Genomic DNA, 18,286 nt, shown 5'->3' with positions numbered 1-18,286 from the left:
GGTGGGCGGCCGCGGCGTCAGACCACACGACACAGGATCCGGGCAGGCCGGTGTCCGGCCGCGCCGCCTGGACGTGCGCCAAGAGCTCAGCACACACCCTGGTCTCCGTCGGCGTGGGCCGGACGCGACGGCGCTGGACGGCGAGACCGTGGTGTACGTCGCCGGCGGCGACGGCACCGCGCATCTCAGCTTCGCCGCGACGCAGTCCCGCGCGCTCTCCCGCCCTGTGTCGATGGCCGGCCCGGCTGGTCGGGCGAGTACCCCCCTCCCCGGATCTGCCGTCCGAAGCCCACGGCCCGTCCGTCCGTGCGGTTCCAGTTCTGAGGCGGTGTCAGGTCTCGCACTGATCGCCGCAAGCGGGACCGCCCCGAGCCTTGTGGCGTACCGGCCTCCCACCTAGACTCGCCAAAGTGAAGTAAGTTCAGTTCAGGTAATGGTAGCGGGGCGGGGATTCGGGAGCAGACTCGTGGTGGGTTCGTTGGACGGCAAGACCGTGCTCGTCACCGGTGCGGGGCAGGGGATCGGGCGGGCGATCGCCGTGGAGATGGCCCGGCAGGGCGCGTCCGCGGTGGTCGTCGCCGACCGGGACGAGAAGACGGCCTGCGAGGCCACGGAGCTGGTGCGGGCGGCCGGAGCGCGCGCCGAGGCGGTCGTCTGCGATCTGCGCGTCCGGGACGACATCGCGGACATGGTGGCGCACGCGGCGCGATGTTTCGGGGGTCTCGATGTCCTCGTCAACAACGCGGGGGTGATCGAGACGGCGTTCACGGCCGCGCCGGAACGCGGCGTCGACTCGCTCCCGGAAGAGGTATGGGATGCGGTCTATGAGGTCAACCTGAAGGCGGTTTGGCTGACGACCAAATTCGCCGCGCCGTATCTGCGTCGCTCCTCGCGCGGGCCTGCCATCGTCAACACGGCGTCCGTCTCCGGTCTCACCGGGTTTCCCAACGCCCCCGCCTACGGCGTGACGAAGGCCGGCGTGATCCATCTGACCAAGGTCACCGCCGTCGACCTGGCCCCGGTGCGCTGCAACTGCTTCTGCCCCGGGGTCATCGACACCCGGCTGACCCAGGAATACCTCTCCGCCGCGCCGGACCGTGACGCCATGGAGCACGAACTGACCTCACCGCAGCTGGTGGAGCGGCTCGGACGGCCGGAGGAGGTCGCGAGGCTGGCGTGCTTCCTGGCCTCCGACGACGCCGCGTTCATCACGGGGTCGTCGTATGTCATCGATGGTGGCGCCCTCGCCTGGCTCGGCGTACGGGACTGACGACCGTCGGACGGACCGAGGAACACCGAGAGGATCGAGGGGCCCATGCAGGCGAGACTGACCGGGAAGACGGCGCTGGTGACGGGTGCGACGGGAGGCATCGGCGAGGCCGTCGTGCGACGGCTCGCGGCCGAGGGCGCGACGGTCGTGGTGACCGACCTCGATGTCGACGGCTGCGAGAAGTTGGCCGACGAGGTCGGGGGCGGGGCGCTGGGGCTGGCCCTCGACGTCTCGGACGAGTCGGCGTGGCGCGATGCGGTGGCCCAGGCGACCAGTGTGCTGGGCGAGGTGTCCGTGCTGGTCAACAATGCCGGCATCGCCACGATGCACACGGTGGAGAGCGAGACCATGGATTCCTGGGACCGGGTCCTGGGCGTGACGCAGACGGGGGTCTGGCTCGGCATGAAGCACGTCGGCCCGTCGATCGAACGTGCCGGTGGCGGCTCGATCGTCAACGTCGCGTCGATCTTCGGCACGGTCGGCGGCTTCGGCGCCCAGTTCTCGTACCACGCGGCGAAGGGTGCCGTACGGCTGATGACGAAGAACGCCGCGCTGCACTGGGCCGAGCGCGGCGTCCGGGTGAACTCCCTGCACCCGGGGTTCATAGAGACGCCGCGTTCACGGGAACTGTGGCGCGGGACACCCCGGTTGACGGCGATGGTCGAGGGGACACCGCTCGGCCGGCTCGGTACGCCCGAGGAGGTGGCGGCCGCCGTCGCGTTCCTCGCCTCCGACGACGCGAGCTTCATGACCGGCTCGGAGCTCTACGTCGACGGAGGCTGGACGGCGCGTTGAGCCGCCCGCTCGACGGCCTCAGGCACCGGCGGCCGCGTACCGGTTGACTCCGCCGGCCTCCGTGCACCGGGCCTGCCCGCGGGCCACGAGCACGTCCAGGTGCGCGGCCGTCTCGTTGACGGCGAGCATCTGGTCGAAGGCGCCCAGCTCCGCGAAGGCGACCTTGCGCCGGGTCCACCCCAGTTCCCCCGCCACCTCGTGCGCGGTGCGCGTACGGTCGCCGAGGGCGGCCAGGGTCTCGCCGAGCCGGTCGTCGTGGTGGGTCAGCAGCTCCCCGACCCGTGCGTGCACACTGTCGCCGACCGGGCCGTGGGCGGGCAGCAGCCGCGCGTCGGCGAGCGTCGTCATCAGGTGCAGGGAGTCGAGGTAGTCGCCCAACGGCAGTGCAGGGCCGCCGAGTTCGAAGCCGATGGACGGGGTGATGTGCGGCAGGACGTGGTCCCCGGAGAACAGCAGTCCGCGCGCCCGGTCGAGGTAGACGACGTGCCCCTGGGTGTGGCCGGGGGTGGGGATCACCGTCAACCTCGCGTCCCCGAAGCGGAGTTCCTCCGCCCGCAGCCAGCGGTCCGGTGCCTCCCACACGGTGGCGTCGAAGTCCCCGCGGTACATGGCGGTGAGGCGCTCGACGAGATCGTGGGCGCCGGCCCGGCGCAGTGTGGCGAGCGAACTGACCGGTTCGTCCGTGCGCAACTCCCCCAGCAGCTCCAGGCCGCGCCGCTCGCGGGCGCCGAGGTAGACCCGGGAGCCCAGCAGCCTGCGGAGTTCGACGGCCTGGGTGTAGTGGTCACGGTGGATGTGCGTGACGAGGATATGGCTGATCTCGCCCAGGTCGTGGCCGAGTTCGGCCAGGGCGTCCTCAAGGGCCTTGCGCGACTCCGGGATCGACCAGCCTCCGTCGATCAGCACCAGTCCGTCGTCCGTGAGTCCTTCGAGCGCGTAGACGTTGACGGCCCGCAGTCCGTCCTCCGGCAGCGGGAGGGGAACGCGGTGGACGCCGGGGTGTACGGTCTCGGGTCCGCCCTGCGCCCAACGGCCGCGGTCGAAGCGGGGGGTGCGGGTCGTGGGGGTGGTCATGCATCTCCTTGCCGGTGTTGTCCGGGGTGTGCGGCGAGCCCGGTGTGCAGGTCGTGGGCGAGCCTGCGGGCTCCCGAACGGTCGAGCTTGCCGACGGTCGTCTGCGGCAACTCGCTGACCGTGAAAGCGAATTCGGGCCATTTGGCCTTGGAGAGGCCGGTGCGGGCGAGGTGGGCGGTGATCTCGTCGAGGCCGAGTTCACCGCTGCCGTCCTCGACCACGACGAGCACGGCGGCGCGTTCGCCGAGGAGCGGGTCGGGTACGGGGGCGACGCAGGCGCGGGCCACGGCGGGGTGTGCGGCCACGGCACGTTCGATCTCGGTGATGTCGAGGTTGCGTCCGCCGCGGATGATCACGTCCTTCTCCCGGCCCATGACGGTCACCGTGCCGTCCGCACCGGTCACCAGCAGGTCTCCGGTCGGGAAGTAGCCGTCCGGGGTGAGGGCCGGCGGCTCGACCTTGCCGTCGCGGGCGTAGCCGAGGAAGAGGGAGGGGCCGCGGACCTGGGCCTGCCCGGTCTCCCCGGGCCCCAGGATCCTGCCGTCCGCGGCGACGGCCCTGAGGTCGGTGCCGGGGAACGGCCGTCCGTCCCGGCCGAGGCGGATCTCCTCGGGGTCGTCGGGCCGGGGCGAGGTGTGCCCGAGGCACTCGGACATGCCGAAGACGCGCAGGATTCTCGTGCCCAGCGAGCGCTCGGCGCGGGCGAGCGCGCCCTGGTCCATCGGCCCGCCGCCGACGGTGATCGAGCGGACTCCGTCGAGGATCCGCGAGCCGGCGGCAGCCGAGCCCATCTGGAGGGCCATGGTCGGCACGCACATGGTCCACCGGACGTCGTATTCAGCCATGCGGGAGAGCGCTTCCTCGCGGTCCCAGCGGCCGGACAGGACGAGCGGTCCACCCAGCATGAGCGCGAGACAGACACCGAAGCAGTAGGCGGCGGTCGAGGAGAGCGGCACGACGGCGGCCACGGCGTCCCCGGCGTGCAGGCCGTTGACGTCGATCGTGCACGAGCACGCGTACCGCAGGGCGCTCTCGGACTGTACGACGCCCTTGGGCCGGCCGGTGGAGCCGGAGGTGAGGCCGATGACGGTGCCTCCGGACCAGCGGGAGACATCGCGGGGCCCTCGGCCGGCGCGGACCGCCCAGCCGTCGAGGGCCTCGGCCGACCGTGTGTCCGGCAGGGCCCGGTCCGCGTGCCACTCCTCGACCGCGGACGGTTCGGCGATCAGGACGTCCGGCCTGATGTCCTCGACGGCGGCGGTGAACTCGGCCCGGGTCGTGTGCCGGTTGACCAGGGCCAGAACACCGCCCGCCCGGCCGACGGCGAGGGTCGCCGCGACGGTGCGCCACGAGTTGTCGGCCTGGAGGAGGACGGTGCCGCCCTGTGTGCCGTTCGGGGTGGTCCCGGAGGTACCGTCCGGGCTCATCGCCTCGGCCAGCTCCGCCGCCCGGCGCAGGAGATCGCGCGCGCCGTGGCGTCCGTGATCGTCGACGACCGCGGTGAAGTCGGCCTGTTCGGCCCGTTCGTGGAACTCCCGCACTGTCTGTCGCATCCACTTCCTCGCCTCGTTGCGAAGGGATTCATTCAGTTCAGGGAAGGCGGTGGGCCGCGCCGGCGCGCTCAGCCGCCGTACATCTCCATCTCGCCGCCCATGACGGCGATCCGGCGTCCGCGCATGTCGCCGACCTGGGCGACGGCCGCCGCCCACTCCGGGCTCCGCAGGGCCTCGCGCAGGTCCTCGGCGCTGTCGAAGCCCAGGACGGACACACCGTCCCATCCCTCGGAGCGTGGTTCGAGGGCCGTGTCGATGTCGGTGTGCCGCCAGGATCTGAGGCCGGGCAGGTGCCGGGTGAGTTCGGCGTGTTCACCGCGCCACCATGCGATGAACCGTTCGTGGGTCCACTCGGGCGGCCGGGCGGCCAGCAGGACGAGGTTGTACATGGTGCCCCTCCTCGGGCATCGCGCCATTTCAGGTGAACAGGACCGCGGGCGAGCGCCCGATCAGCAGCCGTCGTACCCGGCCCTGGTCGTCCAGCCGGGCGGAGGCCACGAACGTCGCCTCGGGTGCACCGGACCTGCGCACCTCGCCGAGGTACAGCTCGTCGAGGCCGACGGTGGACGCGGTGAGCAGGTGGTGGGTGCGGACGCCCACCGTGCGCTGGGCGAGGTACCCCTCCAGCGCGGCCCGGCCGCCGTGGAAGTCGGTGCCGGTGTCGCCTCCGGTGGAGAACAGGATGGAGAAGGAGAAGTCGTCGCTGATCAGGTCGAGGATGCGGTCGGCGTCGTCGCTGTCCAGGATCCCGAACCAAGTGGTCAGGAACGGGGCGGCGGACGTGGACGGGGCGCTCACGGCCGGTCCACGAGGTCGAAGTCGGGCGTGAAGAAGGACTGGTAGCTCGCCATCAGTCCGCCGGCCGACACCTGTACGGCGGACAGGAACGCCCCCGTCGTCACGCCCTCGTCGACGACGAAGCCGTACGCCGTCTCGACGTCGCCGTCGACCGCGTACCGCACGATCTCGTGCCTGCGGTCCACCGCGTTCCGCCCGGCGATGTAGCCCGCGAAGTCCTCGCGGGAGGTACCCGTGCGCTGCCCGCCCGGGAGGGAGATGAGGAACCGGAAGCCGGGTTCCAGGAGTTCGAGGGCCTTTTCCGGGTCCTGGCCGTCCATTCTGGCCATGTATTCGCGAAGCACCATTGCTGATCGCTCTCTCTCAGCGCCATGAGCCGACAGGCGTGAACCACATGAAGCAACCTGAGTTCAGTTCAGTTTGACTGTAAGGCCGCTGCCCTGCCGCCGACAATGGGCAGGACGTGACCTTGTGGCGCGGGGCTACTCCGCGACCATCCGCACCACACACCCTTCGATCATCTCGCTGATCTCCGACAGCGGGATCGCGCCTGTCGGGCGGTACCACCGCCAGACGCTGACGATCATCCCGAGGACCGCGAGTCCGAGGGTGTGGGCGTCCCGGACCGGGAAGGCGCCCTTCGACATGCCGCGCATGAGCAGGCTCGTCCAGTCCCGCTCGACCATCTGCACCAGCTGGCGGGCCGCGACCCGCTCGGTCTCCTCGCGCTTGGACTTGCGGGGGTTGGCGAGCAGCGACATGTTGGCCTGCAGGATGCGCATCTGCCGGATCTCCTGCTCGCTCACCGCGAACGCCGCCCGGACGGCGGCGCGCAGCTCCTCCACGGGGTCCGTCTCCTCGCCCGTGGCCTCGACGAACTGGTCGTGCGAGCGCTGGAGCTCCAGACGCATGATGGTGAGCAGGCAGTGGGCCTTGGACTCGAAGTAGTGGTAGAGGGCCGTCTGCCCGATGCCCACCCGGTCCGCGACCTCCGACCACTTGGTGTTCTCGTAGCCGTCCTCCCCGAACCGCTCCACGGCGGCCACGAGGATCGCCCCGCGCTTCGACCTGGGCCCCTCCTCCGGATCCACGATCCGTGCCCTCGCCATCGTCTCTCCCTCTCCTTGACGGACCGTACCGATCACCGTCCGGTCGTCCGAGACTAGACCCAAGTTCAAGTCGGGTACGAATCGAGGTCCGGGCGGATCCGTCACGCACCGTCCCGCCGGACCGCGCCGGGTCGCTCGGGCCCGGGACGCGGTGGCTCGGGCGGCGCGGCCTCGTGCCGGGAGAAGTCGGGGCGGCGCCCGGCGAGGAACGCCGCCACTCCTTCCCGGCCCTCCGAGGACACCGCGGCGGCGGCCAGCTGACGCGCCTCCGCGTCGAGGTGTTCGGCCAGCCCGATGGAGAACGCCCCTCGGACCAGCCGTCGCGTCGCCCCGTACGCGACCGTGGAACCGTGCGCCAGGTCGCCCGCCGTCCGCACCGCTTCCGCCATCAGCCGCTCCGACGAGACGACCCGGCTCACCAGACCCATCTGCACCGCCTCGGCAGCCGTGACACGGCGATTGGTCAGCAGCAGGTCCGCGGCCCGCTGCGGTCCGACGAGCCGGGGCAGCGACCAGCTGACCCCGGCGTCCGGCGTGTACCCGATCGCGGTGTACGCGGCCGTGAAGCCGGCGTCGGCCGCCGCGAGACTCACGTCCGCCGCCGCCATGAGCCCCAGCCCGGCGCCCGCGACGGCCCCCTGCACGGCGACCACCAGCGGGGCGTCCAGCCCGGCGAGGATCCGCAGTGCCCCGTGGAGCGCGTCGGTGACGTCCGTGAGGTGCGCCGCGAGGCGTTCTCCGGGCAGCGCGGCGAACTCCTTCAGATCACCGCCGACGCAGAAGGACCGTCCCCGCCCGGTGAGCAGCACCGCCCGCGCCCGCGCCTTCTCGCACTCCCGCGCGGCGTCGAGCAGCCCGCGTGCCATCGCCAGGTCGATCGCATTGCCTGCCCCACGACACATCTCCACCCGCGCCAGCCCGTCACCCACCACCTCGACCGAAACCCGCATCGCATCGTCAGCCCTCATCGCGCCGTCCACCCGCCGTCCACGGTCAGGACGTGCCCGGTGCAGTACGACGACGCGTCCGACGCCAGATAGAGCAGTGCCCCGTCCAGTTCCCCCTGCTCACCGCCGCGCCCCAGCATGGTGCCGCGCTCGACCCAGCGGCGGGACCGCTCGTCGGCGAACAGCCCTTCGGTCATCTCCGAGCGGAACCACCCGGGCGCGAGCGCGTTGACCCGCACCCCCGTCGCGCCCCACTGTCCGGCCAGTTCCCGGGTCAGCCCGACGAGCCCGGCCTTGGACGCGGCGTAGGCCGCACCGCCCAGCGGGGCGCCGGAGACCAGCCCCAGGACGGACGAGACGTTCACGACCGAACGCGAACGACCGGAACCGGAAGGCGGGACCTCGGTCAGCAGCCGTGCGAGGTGGAAGGGGGCCACGAGGTTCACGGCCAGGACGTCCGCGAAGTCGTCGGCGCTCTCGTCCGCGGCGTGTACGGCACCGGGCGCGCCCGCGTTGTTGACGAGGACGTCGATACGTCCGCTCTCGTCCAGTGCCGTCTCCATCAGCCGCACGCGGTCCGCCTCCTGTGAGACGTCGCAGCCGACGGGATGGATACGCGGGTCCTCGTCGGCGATCCGCTTCAGCTTCTCCAGGCGACGGGCGGCGGCGTAGACGGTCGCGCCGGCCGACGCCAGGACGGTGGCGAACCGGGCCCCGAGGCCGGACGACGCCCCGGTGACCACGGCGGTCCGCCCGTGCAGCGAGAACAGCTCCGCCACCGGATGGGGGGCGGGGCTCACTCCTCCACCCCGATCGGCAGCACGGTCGCCCCACCGTCCAGGACCAGCGTCTGTCCCGTCATCCAGGAGGAGGCCCCGGAGGCCAGGAAGAGGGCCGCGTGGGCCACGTCCTCCACCGTCCCGAGTCTGCGAAGCGGCAGCCTGGCCGTGAGGATAGGCTCCCTCGGTTCCCAGACCGCCCGGGCCAGTTCGGTCTTGATCAGGCCGGGTGCGATCGCGTTCACCCGCGCCTTCGGTCCGAGTTCGTAGGCGAGTTGCCGGGTCATGTGCAGCATGGCCGCCTTGGTGGCGTTGTACCAGCCGATGTGGGGGTCGACGACCAGTCCCCCGACGGAGGCGATGTTGACGACCGCTCCCCCGTGCTCGCTCATCCACGCCCGCCAGGCGCATCGGGTCCAGGCGACCATGCCGTACTGGTTGACCCGGACGGTCTTCTCGGCGCGCGGCAGGTCGAGGTCGAGGAGGTCGCCCATGTAGGGGTTGGTGGCCGCGTTGTTGACCAGGATGTCGAGCGCGCCGAGGCGGGACACGGTCTCCTCGACGCAGCGCTCGGCGTCCTCGGGCTCCCCCGCGTTGGCGACGACTTCACGGACCTCGCCGTCCCCCTTGACCCGCAGCAGTTCCTCGCGCGCCGCGGCCAGTCCGGCCGGCTTCCGGGCGGCGATGACCACATGGGCGCCCGCCTCCCGGTAGGCCCGGGCGATGCCGAGGCCGATGCCCCGCGAGCCGCCGGTGATCAGGGCGACCTGCCCCTGGAGTTGCTGTCCGTTCACGCCGATTCCTCCGGGTACTTGGCCAGTTCACGCCGTGCGACCGTCCGTAGATGCACCTCGTCCGGTCCGTCGGCGATCCGCAGCGCCCGGGTGATCGCGTACAGCCGTGCCAGTACGGTGTCGTCGCTGACCCCCGCGGCGCCGTGTGCCTGGACGGCCCTGTCGACCACCCGGTGGGCGACCTCCAGTGCGGCCACCTTGATCGCGGCGACCTCGGTGCGGGCGGCGGCGTTGCCCGAGGTGTCCATCAGCCAGGCCGCCTTGAGGACCAGCAGCCGCAGTTGCTCGATCTCGATGCGGCTGCGGGCGATCCATTCGCGCACGACGCCCTGTTCGGCGAGCGTGCCGCCGAAGGCGGTGCGGGTGAGAGTCCGGCGGCACATCAACTCCAGTGCCCGTTCGGCGAATCCGACCGCGCGCATGGCGTAGTGCATGCGTCCGGGACCCAGGCGTCCCTGGGCTAGTGCGAATCCCTCTCCCTCGCCGCCCAGCATCGCCGACGCCGGCACCCGTACGTTCTCGAAGAGCACGTCGCCGTGGCCGCAGCGGTCGGTGTAGCCGAACATCGGCAGATCGCGCAGGACAGTGATGCCGGGGGTGTCGCGGGGGATCAGCAGCATGCTCTGCTGCCGGTACGTCGGTGCGTCGGGGTCGGTGACTCCCATGAGGATGATCAGCCGGCAGTCCGGGTCGAGGATCCCTGACGTGTACCACTTGTGTCCGTTGACGACGTACTCGTCGCCGTCCCGGGTGATCCGGGTGCGGATGTTGCGCGCGTCGGAGCTGGCCACCGCGGGCTCGGTCATGGCGAAGCAGGACCGGATCTCGGCGGCCAGCAACGGCCGCAGCCAGCGCTCTTGTTGCTCCGGTGTGCCGAAGAGGGCGAGCAGTTCCATGTTGCCGGTGTCGGGGGCGGAGCAGTTGAACACCTCGGGCCCGATCACCGACCGTCCGGCCAGCTCGGCGAGCGGCGCGTATTCGAGATGGGTGAGGCCCGCGCCCAGGCCGCCGTGTGCGAGAAAGAGGTTCCACAGGCCTTCGGCGCGCGCCTTCTCCTTCAACTCACGCATGACCTGGGGCAGTTCGTGTGGGTCGCCCGCCTCGGCGAGCTGCCGATCGTAGACGGGTTCGGCGGGCAGGACGTACTCCTCCATGAACGCGGCCATGCGCGAACGGAGTTCGTCGGCCCGAGGGGAGAGTCCGAAATCCATGGTGGCGCTCCTTCAGGGCCGTCGGGCGAGGATGTGGCCGGCTGTGCGGATCATCTCCGCGATGGTCGGCGGCAGCCGTTCCTGGTCGGGGTCGTGGTGCTTGCCCTCGCGGTGCCGGCGCAGGTTGTGGCCCATGATCGCGGCCATCTTGGTGCGGGCCAGGGCGCGGAACCAGTCGAGGGCGGGTGGTTCGGGACGGCCGTCGAGATAGGCGGTGAGCAGTTCTTCCTCGTCGGGCAGGCCGGGGACGGCGCGGCCCAGCCGGGGGAAGTTGCGGTGGTCGGTGAAGAGGAGGAACCAGGCGAGATCGATGCGGGGGTCGCCGTATCCCCAGATCTCCCAGTCGACGACGGCGGCCGGTCGTGCGCCCTGGCACAGGACGTTGCCGAGGCGGAAGTCGCCGTGGACGAGGGCGGGTGGCACGCTGTCGGGGATGCGGGCCGCCAGGGCTTCCAGCACGTTCTCGGCTCCGGGGCGGAGTTCGGACGGCACGGCGCGCATGGTGCGGCTCCATCGGTCCAATTCCCCTGCCGGGTGCAGCGGTTCGGCGGGCTCTGTCCTTCTCCAGTCGTGCAGGTCGCGCAGCACGCCGGCCAGGGCCAGCATCCGCGTCCGGCACAGTCCGGGATCGAGCCGGTGCTCGTCGAGGACCGGCTCGATCGCCTCGCCGGTGACGAACTCCATGGCGAACCAGGCGGGTTCGTTCTCGTCGACGGCGATGACCCCGGGCACGGGTACGGGTGAGCCGGCGAGCGCGCGCAGCACGCGGGCCTGGCGCAGCACGTCGTTGCGGCCGACGGGGCGTTGGCCCGGTGGCACGGCTTTCACGACGTACGAGACCGGTCCCGCCGTGATGGAGTACGTGAGGCCCGAGTGGCCGCCGGGCAGGGTGCGCAGGTCCCCCGGTGTCGCGCCGGGGTGTCGCTCCGTCAGTCGCTCGCGGACCCGTCGCGCGAGTCGGGTCACCTCGGTCGTGGTGGTCAACGTCCGGCTCCCTTCGGTTCCTTGGGCAGGCCCAGCACCCGCTCGGCGAGGATGTTGCGCTGGATCTCGTCGCTGCCGCCGGCGATGCGGTAGCCGGGGGCGCCGAGCAGGTGCTCGGTCCAGGCGAACGTGCCCCACTCCCCCGTGTCGGCGGCCAGTCGCGGCCCGAGGAGTTGCTGGACGAGGTCGGTGGTGGCGCGCATCGTCGCGGTGGCGTGGAGCTTGCCGACCGAGGCCTCGGCTCCCGGTTCGCGGCCCGCCGCCAGCGCCGACGTCACGCGCAGCCCGGTGAGCCGCTGGACGAGGGTGCGGACGAACAGGTCGGCCGCCTGCTGCCGTTCGCCGCCGGTGAGCGGGCGGGGCAGGTGCCGGGCGAGGTCGAGGGCGCGGTCGGCGTTGTCCAGGCCGAGTCCGCCGGAGTCGAGGCGCTCGGCGGCCAGCACGGTCAGCGTGACCCGCCAGCCCTCGCCGACCGGGCCGATCCGGTCGGTGTCCGGGACGAACACGTCGTCCAGGTAGACCTCGTTGAAGCTGGAGCCGCCGGTCATCTGCCGGATCGGCCGCACGGTGACCCCCGGCGCGTCCATGCGGACCAGGAACACGGTGATGCCCGCGTGTCCGGGCACGTCCGGGTCGGTGCGGCAGACGGCGACGCCCCAGGTGGCGACGCGTGCGCCGGAGGTCCAGATCTTGTGGCCGTTCAGGATCCAGCCGTCGCCGTCCCGCACGGCGCGGGTACGGACGGCGGCCAGGTCCGAGCCGGCCTCGGTCTCCGAGAACAGCTGGCAGGCGAGTTCGTCGGTGCGGAGCATGGGGCGCAGCCAGCGCCGCCGCTGCTCCTCGGTGCCCCAGACGCGGACGGCGGGGGCGACGAGCTGCTGGGTGACCGGGAAGATCTCGGTGCGCCGTGGCACGTCGAAGGCCGACTCCTCGGACCGGTACAACTGCTCGTAGTGGGCGGGCAGTTCGCGGCCCCCGTACTCCGGCGGCCAGGCGAGCGCGCCCCAGCCCTGGTCGTGGCGGGTGCGTTCCCAGTCCCGTGTTCGATCCGTCCGGGCGCGTTCCTCGGCTTCCGTCCAGTTCTCGAAGACGGCCACCGAGTCGTCACCGCTGCCCCACTCCTCATGTGCGGGGCGCGCCGGTGCCACGCCCTTGAGCCAGCTGCGGGCCTCGGCGCGGAACTCGTCCGGGCCGGGTATGCCGTCCATGGTCCTCCTTTCAGCGGGTCAGCACGGTGCAGGCGCTGACGCCCGGCGCCCCGTAGACGTGGGTGAAGCCGGTCGTCGGCTCGTTCGGCACCTGCCGCTCGCCGGCCCGGCCCCGCAGCTGCTGGACGACCTCGTGGATCTGGCGCAGGCCGGAGGCGCCGATGGGCTCGCCGTTGGCGATGCACCCGCCGTCGGTGTTGACGGGGAGCGAGCCGTCGATACGGGTCGCCCCGAAGGGGATCAGCGACTCCTGTTCGCCGTGCTCGCAGAATCCGCACTCGGCCAGGTGCATCACCTCGGCGCCGCTCTCGGTGTCCTGGAGCTGGCACACGTCGATGTCGGCAGGCCCCAGTCCGGCCTCCTCGAAGGCGTGTTGTGCGGCGTCCGCGCTCACGCTCGTCGGGGTCCCGGGCGGTGCCCAGGGGCTGAACACCTCGAAGGAACCGAACCGGCGGGTCCGTACGACGGCCGCCCGCAGCGCGATCGGTGTGGCGTCGAGTTCGCGGGCGGCGGCGCGACCGCACAGGACCAGGGCGACCGCGCCCTGGCCGGGCGAGCAGAACATGTACCGGGTCAGGGGGTCGTTGACCATGCCGGACGCCAGGATCTCCGCCGCGTCGAGCGGCTTGCGGCGCCAGGCGTGCGGGGTGAGCACGCCGTTCGCGTACGCCTTCTCGGCGACCAGCGCGAGGGTGTGGGCGCTGATGCCGTGGTCGTGCATGTAGCGCTGGATCTTCATGGCGAAGAACTGTGTGGTCACCATCAGTCCGTCGCGACCGTAGGCCTCGTCGAGCCCCCAGTCGGCGGGCCGTGGGTCGAAGGCGCCGCGCGGGTGTTTGTCGAAGCCGACGGCGAGGGCCACGTCCGCCGCCCCGGACCGGATCGCGTTCGTGGCCGCGACCAGCGCGCTGCCGCCGGTCGCGCAGCCGTTGCGCACGTTGGTGAACGGCACTCCCGTCAGGCCCAGTTCGGCGACCAGTGTGTCCGCGTTGCCGCTGGCGTCGCTGCCGCCGTAGGCGGCCCGTACCCGCGACCACGGCAGACCGGCGTCGGCGAGAGCGGCCCGTACGGCCCGCACGGCCAGCTCCCGGCCGCTCGCCTCCGTACGGGCGAAGGAGGTGATCCCGACGCCGCAGACGAACACGTCCGCTCCGCTCATACGACGGCTCCCGCGGCCCTCGGCACCCCGTCCCCCGCCGTGACGGTGAGCGGCATGCCGATCTCGGCTTCCTCGGGCCGGATGTCAAGGGCGGCCAACACCCGTACACCCTCAGGCAGTTCGACGTATCCGACGGCGAACGGCGTGAATCCGTCGGCGGGCGGCGTGTACGGCGGCGACTTGGGCGCGTACCGCTGCACGGTCCAGGTCCACAGCGTGCCCGAGCCGGAGAGCACGACCGGTTCGGCCGGGCCCCCGCAGCGCGGGCACGCCGGGCCGGCGGGGTAGACGGCCACCGCGCAGTCCGCGCACCGGGAGCCGTGCAGCCGGCCCCCGGTCCGCGCACCGGCGTTCAGCGGCCCTTCCACTGCGGTTCCCGCTTGTCCAGGAAGGCCGACACGCCCTCCGCCGCGTCCTCGGAGTTGAGCATCACGCCGACCGCGAGGTGCTCCATGACCATCAGCGACTGGATGTCGGCGTCGAGGCTGCGGTCGATGGTCATCTTGGTGATCCACATGGTGAACGGGCTCTTGTCGATGAGCTGGTCGGCGAACTCCTCGACCGTGGCGTCCAGCTTGTCGGCGGGCGCCGAGGCGTTGATGAGGTCGAACTCGGCCGCCTCGATGCCGGTGAGCAGCTTGCCGGTGAGCATCAGCTCCTTGGTCTTGCGGACACCGATCATGCGCGGCACCCGGTAGATCGGGCCGGCGCCGCCGAACAGCGCGCGGCGGATGTGGAAGTCCCCGATCAGCGCGTCGTCCGCGGCGATCGCGAAGTCGCAGGAGATCATCAACTCGAAGCCGCCCGCGGTGACATGGCCTTCGAGGACGGCGATCGACGGGGTCCTCATCGAGTAGAGCCGGTCGCAGACCTTGGCCGACAGCACGGCGACGTCGATGGCGTTGGACCTGCCGACGAAGTCGGCCTTGAGGCTGTCCAGGTCGAACCCGGAGCAGAAGGTGTTGCCGCGGCCGCGCAGTACCAGGACGCGCAGTTCGGGGTCCGCGTCGACCTCGGTGATGATCTCGTCCAGCCGGTTGAGGATCGGTACGGTCACGCAGTTCTTCTTGTGCGGGCGGTTCAGCCAGACCCGCGCCACGTGACCGTCCCGCTCGAACTGGATCTCGTCCTCGACTGCCATGAGCTCCTCCAAACTGAACTGAATTGAGTTCGATTCTGTGGGCAGTGGTTGCCCCTGTCAATGGACCGGTGAGCGGCGACCGCTCCGAGCGATCAGCCGGTACGGCCGGTGCGATCAGCCGGTACGGCCGGTGAGGCCGAGCAGACCGGCCAGGCGCAGCCGGTGGTCGTCGCCCGTGCCGAACAGCGCCTCGTCGGCCCGCGCCCGGCGCAGGTAGCGATGGGCTGGGTGCTCCCAGGTGAAGCCGATCCCGCCGTGGAGCTGGACGTATTCCGTGGTGGCCAGCCGGTAGGCGCCGGTGCAGGCCACCGCGGCGGCGCTCGCCGCCACCGGTACGTCCTTCGTCCCCGACACCGCCCGCCCGGCGAGGCAGGCATTCGCATACACCGAGGCCGACCGCGCGCCCTCGGCCTCGACGAGCAGATCGGCCAGCCGGTGCTTGACCGCCTGGAACGAGCCGATGGCCCGCCCGAACTGGGTCCGCTGGGACACGTACGCCAGCAGGGCGTCCAGGGCATGCGCGGTGCCGCCGACGTGCTCGGCCGCCAACCCCACCCGCCCGGCGTCGAGGACGGCGTCGACGATCTCCGCCGCCTGTCCGGACTCCCCCACCGGTTCGGCGGGCTGCCCCCGGAGACGGACGAGCGCCTGGCGGCGTGTGGGATCGAGGACCGGGCGGGCGATACGGTCGCAGGTCGCACCGTCCGGCTCGCAGGCGAACAGCCGCTCCCCGTCCGGTGCGCGTGCCGCGACCAGCAGCAGCTCGGCACCCTCTCCGTCGGGCACGAAATCGGCCTCGCCGCGCAGCACCCAGCCGCCCGGGCCCCGCTCGGCGGTCACGTCCGCCGGATGCAGGAAACCGGCGACCGTCGCCGTGAGCGCGCCGGTGGCGAGGCCCGGCAGCCAGCGCGCGCAGGCCTGCCGGTCGCCGCCGGCGAGCACGGCATGTCCAGCGAGGACCACCGTGCTGAGCAGCGGGGCGGGGCACAGCGCCCGGCCGCTCTCCTCCAGCGCCACGGCGAGGTCCGTGAAGGTGCCGCCGGCGCCGCCGTACTCCTCGGGCAAAGCCAGTCCGTGCACGCCGATCTCGGCGGCGAGCCGGTGCCAGAGCGCCCGGTCGTGTCCGCGCGGACTCTCCGCCTGCTTGCGGACCTCCTCGATCGCACAGGTCTCGGTGAGCAAGTCCCGGAGAACTGCCCGCAGTTGGCGCTGCTCATCGGTCTCCACCAGAAGCGAGGGATCGGCATCGAGCCGGAACATCCTTTTCTCCTTCCATCGCACCGCCCCAGGGATGCGCGGTCGGGCTCGCGAGGAAGGCCGGCCACGAACGACTCGCGGCCGCCCGCGACGGACGGGCCCTCACGCCGTGAACCGCCCGCCATTGGCGAGCAGCACGGCCCCCACCAGGTTCGCCGCCTCCTCGCTCGCCAGAAACAGGGCGACATCGGCGATCTCCTCCGGCGTCGCGTACGGACGGACGCGTGGATCGGCGAACCCTCGGCGAAGTGCCGCGGGAGTCCGTGCCGCCATGCCGGTCTCGGTCGGTCCCGGCGCCACCGTGTTGACGCGGACACCGAAGGCGATGGCCTCCTTGGCGACGGACTGGCTCAGCGCGTGCGCGCCGGACTTCGAGGCCGCGTAGTGCGGATATCCGGCCTGCGTGTCGAAGGCCGAGGAGGAGCCGACGGTGACGACGGCCCCGGATCGGCGTGGCGCCATGGCCCGCAGGGCGGCGCGCAGTACGTGGAACGTGCCGTCCAGATTGACGCGCATCACGTTCCGCCAGGCCTCGTCGCCGAGTCGGGCCGTCACCTCCGGCGGCCGGTCCGCGACCAGCGCCTCGGCGATCCACTCCTTGGCCGTGGGGTCGTCGACCCCGGCCGCGTGCACCAGGACGTCGAGCCGGCCGTGCCGTCGTACGATCTCGCCGAACGCGGCGTCGACCTGCCTCGGGTCGGCCACGTCGACGGTCAGCGGCTGCGCGCCCGGCAGTTCCTTCGCGACGGATTGCGCCGCGGGTCCGTCGACGTCTGCCGCGAAGACCTCCGCCCCTTGCGCGGCGAGTCGCCGGGCGACCGCCGCCCCGATGCCGGATCCCGCGCCGGTGACGAGCGCGATCCGCCCGTCGAAGCGCCCCGTGTGCTCGCCACCCATACGCGGTCACCACCCCATCCCGGGTAACTGAACTGACTTCATTTTTGTTACTGTCACGCGTATGTCAACAGGCAGGACGAGAGCACTGCGACTGACCCGCTGGGGCGGCCCGCCGATCCTCACCGAGACGGCACGGCCCGTCCCCACGGGCGAAGAGGTCCTGATCCGGGTGGAGGCGGCCGGCCTCTGCCGTTCCGACCTCCACGTGATCGACGCGCGCGAAGACGATCTCCCCTATCGCCTTCCCTTCGCCCTCGGACACGAGGTCGCGGGCCGGGTGCTGGAACGCGGTCCGGCAGCAGGAGGGCCGGCGGTCGGCGAACGCGTGGTCGTCTACGGCCCCTGGGGCTGCGGGAGTTGCGCGCATTGCGCCGCCGGAGCGGAGAACTACTGCGACCGGCGCGCGCTCCTGGATGCCGGGCATGCCGGTACGGGGGCGGGGCTCGGGCGCGACGGCGGGATGGCCGACCTGATGCTCGTGCCGTCCGGTCGGCTGCTGGTCCCGGTGAACGGCCTGGCCGCCGTGCAGGCGGCGCCCCTTTCGGACGCCGGGCTCACCGCGTACCACGCCGTGGCCACCGTCCGGCCCGCCCTGCGCGATGAGGCGAGTGCGAGCGTGGTCGTCCTCGGCGTCGGCGGGCTCGGGCACCTGGCCGTCCAGGTTCTGCGCGCCACGACGAGCGCGCAGGTGCTGGCCGTGGATGTACGGGAGGAGGCCCTCGCCCTGGCCGCCGAGTGCGGTGCGCACTTCACCACCCTGCTGCACCCCGGCACGGCGGCGGCGCTCCGGAAGCGGACGGGCGGGTCCGGGGCGGCGGCGGTGCTCGACTTCGTCGGCGGCCCCTCCACTCTGGGCCTGGCGGTGGACGTGCTGCGGGCGGGCGGGGAGCTGGCCGTGGTGGGCAGCGGCGGCGGGGAGCTGACGGTCCGCAAGCCCGGCGCGCTGCCTCCCGGAACGCGGATCTCGTTGCCCTTCTGGGGGACCCTGCCCGAGCTGGAGGCCGTGGTCGGCCTCGCGCTCCAGGGCTCGCTGAGGGTGCGCGTCGAGCGGTTCGCCCTGTCCGACGCGGCGCGGGCGATCACGCGACTCCGCTCGGGCGAGGTGCGGGGGCGCGTGGTCCTGGTCCCCGACTGACAGGCCCCGGCCCCCGCCCGACAGCACCCCGGCCCCTGCCCGACAACGTCCCGATCCTCGGCCGGCGCGGCCGAAACCCATCTCGTCGCAGCCCGCACCCGCACCCCTATCGACTCCAGAAGTGAGTTCAATTAGTGTCGTGCCCCACACTCGGCAACGTGAAGGCGGTGGGACC

20 protein-coding genes are annotated in these 18,286 nt (G+C 72.1%); 3 read left to right on the top strand and 17 right to left on the bottom strand.

Translation table 11 applies throughout. The features are described from left to right. Positions 1–466: 466 nt before the first annotated feature. Positions 467–1,270, top strand: a complete 804-nt coding sequence (locus tag ACIPSJ_RS41775; protein ID WP_401353827.1) for an SDR family NAD(P)-dependent oxidoreductase — start codon at positions 467–469, stop codon at positions 1,268–1,270. A gap of 45 nt (positions 1,271–1,315) precedes the next feature. Next, positions 1,316–2,065 (top strand): SDR family NAD(P)-dependent oxidoreductase, encoded by a 750-nt coding sequence (locus tag ACIPSJ_RS41770; protein WP_401353825.1) that lies wholly within the window; start codon positions 1,316–1,318, stop codon positions 2,063–2,065. 18 nt (positions 2,066–2,083) lie between these two features. Here the strand turns inward: ACIPSJ_RS41770 and ACIPSJ_RS41765 are convergent, their stop codons facing one another. The 17 genes from ACIPSJ_RS41765 to ACIPSJ_RS41685 all read right to left on the bottom strand — a co-directional run bounded on the left by ACIPSJ_RS41765 (position 2,084) and on the right by ACIPSJ_RS41685 (position 16,976). Then, on the bottom strand, positions 2,084–3,139 hold the full coding sequence (locus ACIPSJ_RS41765; RefSeq protein ID WP_401353823.1) for an MBL fold metallo-hydrolase: 1,056 nt from the start codon (positions 3,137–3,139) through the stop codon (positions 2,084–2,086). After that, positions 3,136–4,692 (bottom strand): class I adenylate-forming enzyme family protein, encoded by a 1,557-nt coding sequence (locus ACIPSJ_RS41760; RefSeq protein WP_401353821.1) that lies wholly within the window; start codon positions 4,690–4,692, stop codon positions 3,136–3,138. The genes ACIPSJ_RS41765 and ACIPSJ_RS41760 overlap by 4 nt, the downstream gene beginning before the upstream one ends. Positions 4,693–4,760: 68 nt before the next feature. Beyond that, a complete protein-coding gene (locus ACIPSJ_RS41755) occupies positions 4,761–5,081 on the bottom strand; it encodes an EthD family reductase (RefSeq protein ID WP_355721404.1) in 321 nt (106 codons plus the stop codon). Between the two features lie 28 nt (positions 5,082–5,109). After that, positions 5,110–5,490: a nuclear transport factor 2 family protein gene (locus ACIPSJ_RS41750; protein ID WP_359218502.1), complete on the bottom strand. Its 381-nt coding sequence runs from the start codon at positions 5,488–5,490 to the stop codon at positions 5,110–5,112. Further along, positions 5,487–5,819, bottom strand: a complete 333-nt coding sequence (locus ACIPSJ_RS41745) for a nuclear transport factor 2 family protein (protein ID WP_359218500.1) — start codon at positions 5,817–5,819, stop codon at positions 5,487–5,489. The genes ACIPSJ_RS41750 and ACIPSJ_RS41745 overlap by 4 nt, the downstream gene beginning before the upstream one ends. 153 nt (positions 5,820–5,972) lie before the next feature. Then, on the bottom strand, positions 5,973–6,599 hold the full coding sequence (locus ACIPSJ_RS41740) for a TetR/AcrR family transcriptional regulator (protein ID WP_355721413.1): 627 nt from the start codon (positions 6,597–6,599) through the stop codon (positions 5,973–5,975). 101 nt (positions 6,600–6,700) lie between these two features. Next, entirely contained in the window at positions 6,701–7,567 is an 867-nt protein-coding gene (locus ACIPSJ_RS41735) for an enoyl-CoA hydratase/isomerase family protein (RefSeq protein ID WP_401353818.1), read from the bottom strand. Then, positions 7,564–8,346 (bottom strand): SDR family NAD(P)-dependent oxidoreductase, encoded by a 783-nt coding sequence (locus ACIPSJ_RS41730; protein WP_401353816.1) that lies wholly within the window; start codon positions 8,344–8,346, stop codon positions 7,564–7,566. Before ACIPSJ_RS41730 ends, ACIPSJ_RS41735 begins: the two co-directional genes overlap by 4 nt. Continuing rightward, entirely contained in the window at positions 8,343–9,119 is a 777-nt protein-coding gene (locus ACIPSJ_RS41725; RefSeq protein ID WP_401353814.1) for an SDR family oxidoreductase, read from the bottom strand. Before ACIPSJ_RS41725 ends, ACIPSJ_RS41730 begins: the two co-directional genes overlap by 4 nt. Next, complete coding sequence (locus tag ACIPSJ_RS41720; RefSeq protein ID WP_401353812.1) at positions 9,116–10,330, bottom strand: acyl-CoA dehydrogenase family protein; 1,215 nt, start codon at positions 10,328–10,330, stop codon at positions 9,116–9,118. Before ACIPSJ_RS41720 ends, ACIPSJ_RS41725 begins: the two co-directional genes overlap by 4 nt. A gap of 12 nt (positions 10,331–10,342) precedes the next feature. Next, on the bottom strand, positions 10,343–11,314 hold the full coding sequence (locus tag ACIPSJ_RS41715) for a phosphotransferase family protein (protein ID WP_401353810.1): 972 nt from the start codon (positions 11,312–11,314) through the stop codon (positions 10,343–10,345). Next, entirely contained in the window at positions 11,311–12,522 is a 1,212-nt protein-coding gene (locus tag ACIPSJ_RS41710) for an acyl-CoA dehydrogenase family protein (RefSeq protein ID WP_401353808.1), read from the bottom strand. Before ACIPSJ_RS41710 ends, ACIPSJ_RS41715 begins: the two co-directional genes overlap by 4 nt. Before the next feature lie 10 nt (positions 12,523–12,532). Further along, on the bottom strand, positions 12,533–13,681 hold the full coding sequence (locus ACIPSJ_RS41705) for a thiolase family protein (RefSeq protein ID WP_401353806.1): 1,149 nt from the start codon (positions 13,679–13,681) through the stop codon (positions 12,533–12,535). Further along, complete coding sequence (locus ACIPSJ_RS41700) at positions 13,678–14,049, bottom strand: Zn-ribbon domain-containing OB-fold protein (protein ID WP_401353804.1); 372 nt, start codon at positions 14,047–14,049, stop codon at positions 13,678–13,680. Before ACIPSJ_RS41700 ends, ACIPSJ_RS41705 begins: the two co-directional genes overlap by 4 nt. Continuing rightward, a complete protein-coding gene (locus ACIPSJ_RS41695) occupies positions 14,034–14,822 on the bottom strand; it encodes an enoyl-CoA hydratase/isomerase family protein (protein ID WP_401353802.1) in 789 nt (262 codons plus the stop codon). The genes ACIPSJ_RS41700 and ACIPSJ_RS41695 overlap by 16 nt, the downstream gene beginning before the upstream one ends. Before the next feature lie 114 nt (positions 14,823–14,936). Next, positions 14,937–16,082, bottom strand: coding sequence for an acyl-CoA dehydrogenase family protein (locus tag ACIPSJ_RS41690; protein WP_401353800.1), 1,146 nt, complete (start codon positions 16,080–16,082; stop codon positions 14,937–14,939). 99 nt (positions 16,083–16,181) lie between these two features. Further along, positions 16,182–16,976, bottom strand: coding sequence for an SDR family NAD(P)-dependent oxidoreductase (locus tag ACIPSJ_RS41685; RefSeq protein WP_401353798.1), 795 nt, complete (start codon positions 16,974–16,976; stop codon positions 16,182–16,184). A gap of 61 nt (positions 16,977–17,037) precedes the next feature. Between ACIPSJ_RS41685 and ACIPSJ_RS41680 the strand changes: the two genes are divergently transcribed. Continuing rightward, entirely contained in the window at positions 17,038–18,111 is a 1,074-nt protein-coding gene (locus tag ACIPSJ_RS41680) for an alcohol dehydrogenase catalytic domain-containing protein (protein WP_401353796.1), read from the top strand. Positions 18,112–18,286: the final 175 nt, after the last annotated feature.

The sequence above is a fragment of the Streptomyces sp. NPDC090088 genome (assembly GCF_044747345.1).
Taxonomy (GTDB): domain Bacteria; phylum Actinomycetota; class Actinomycetes; order Streptomycetales; family Streptomycetaceae; genus Streptomyces.
This window is presented reverse-complemented; position numbering and strand designations above follow the sequence as displayed.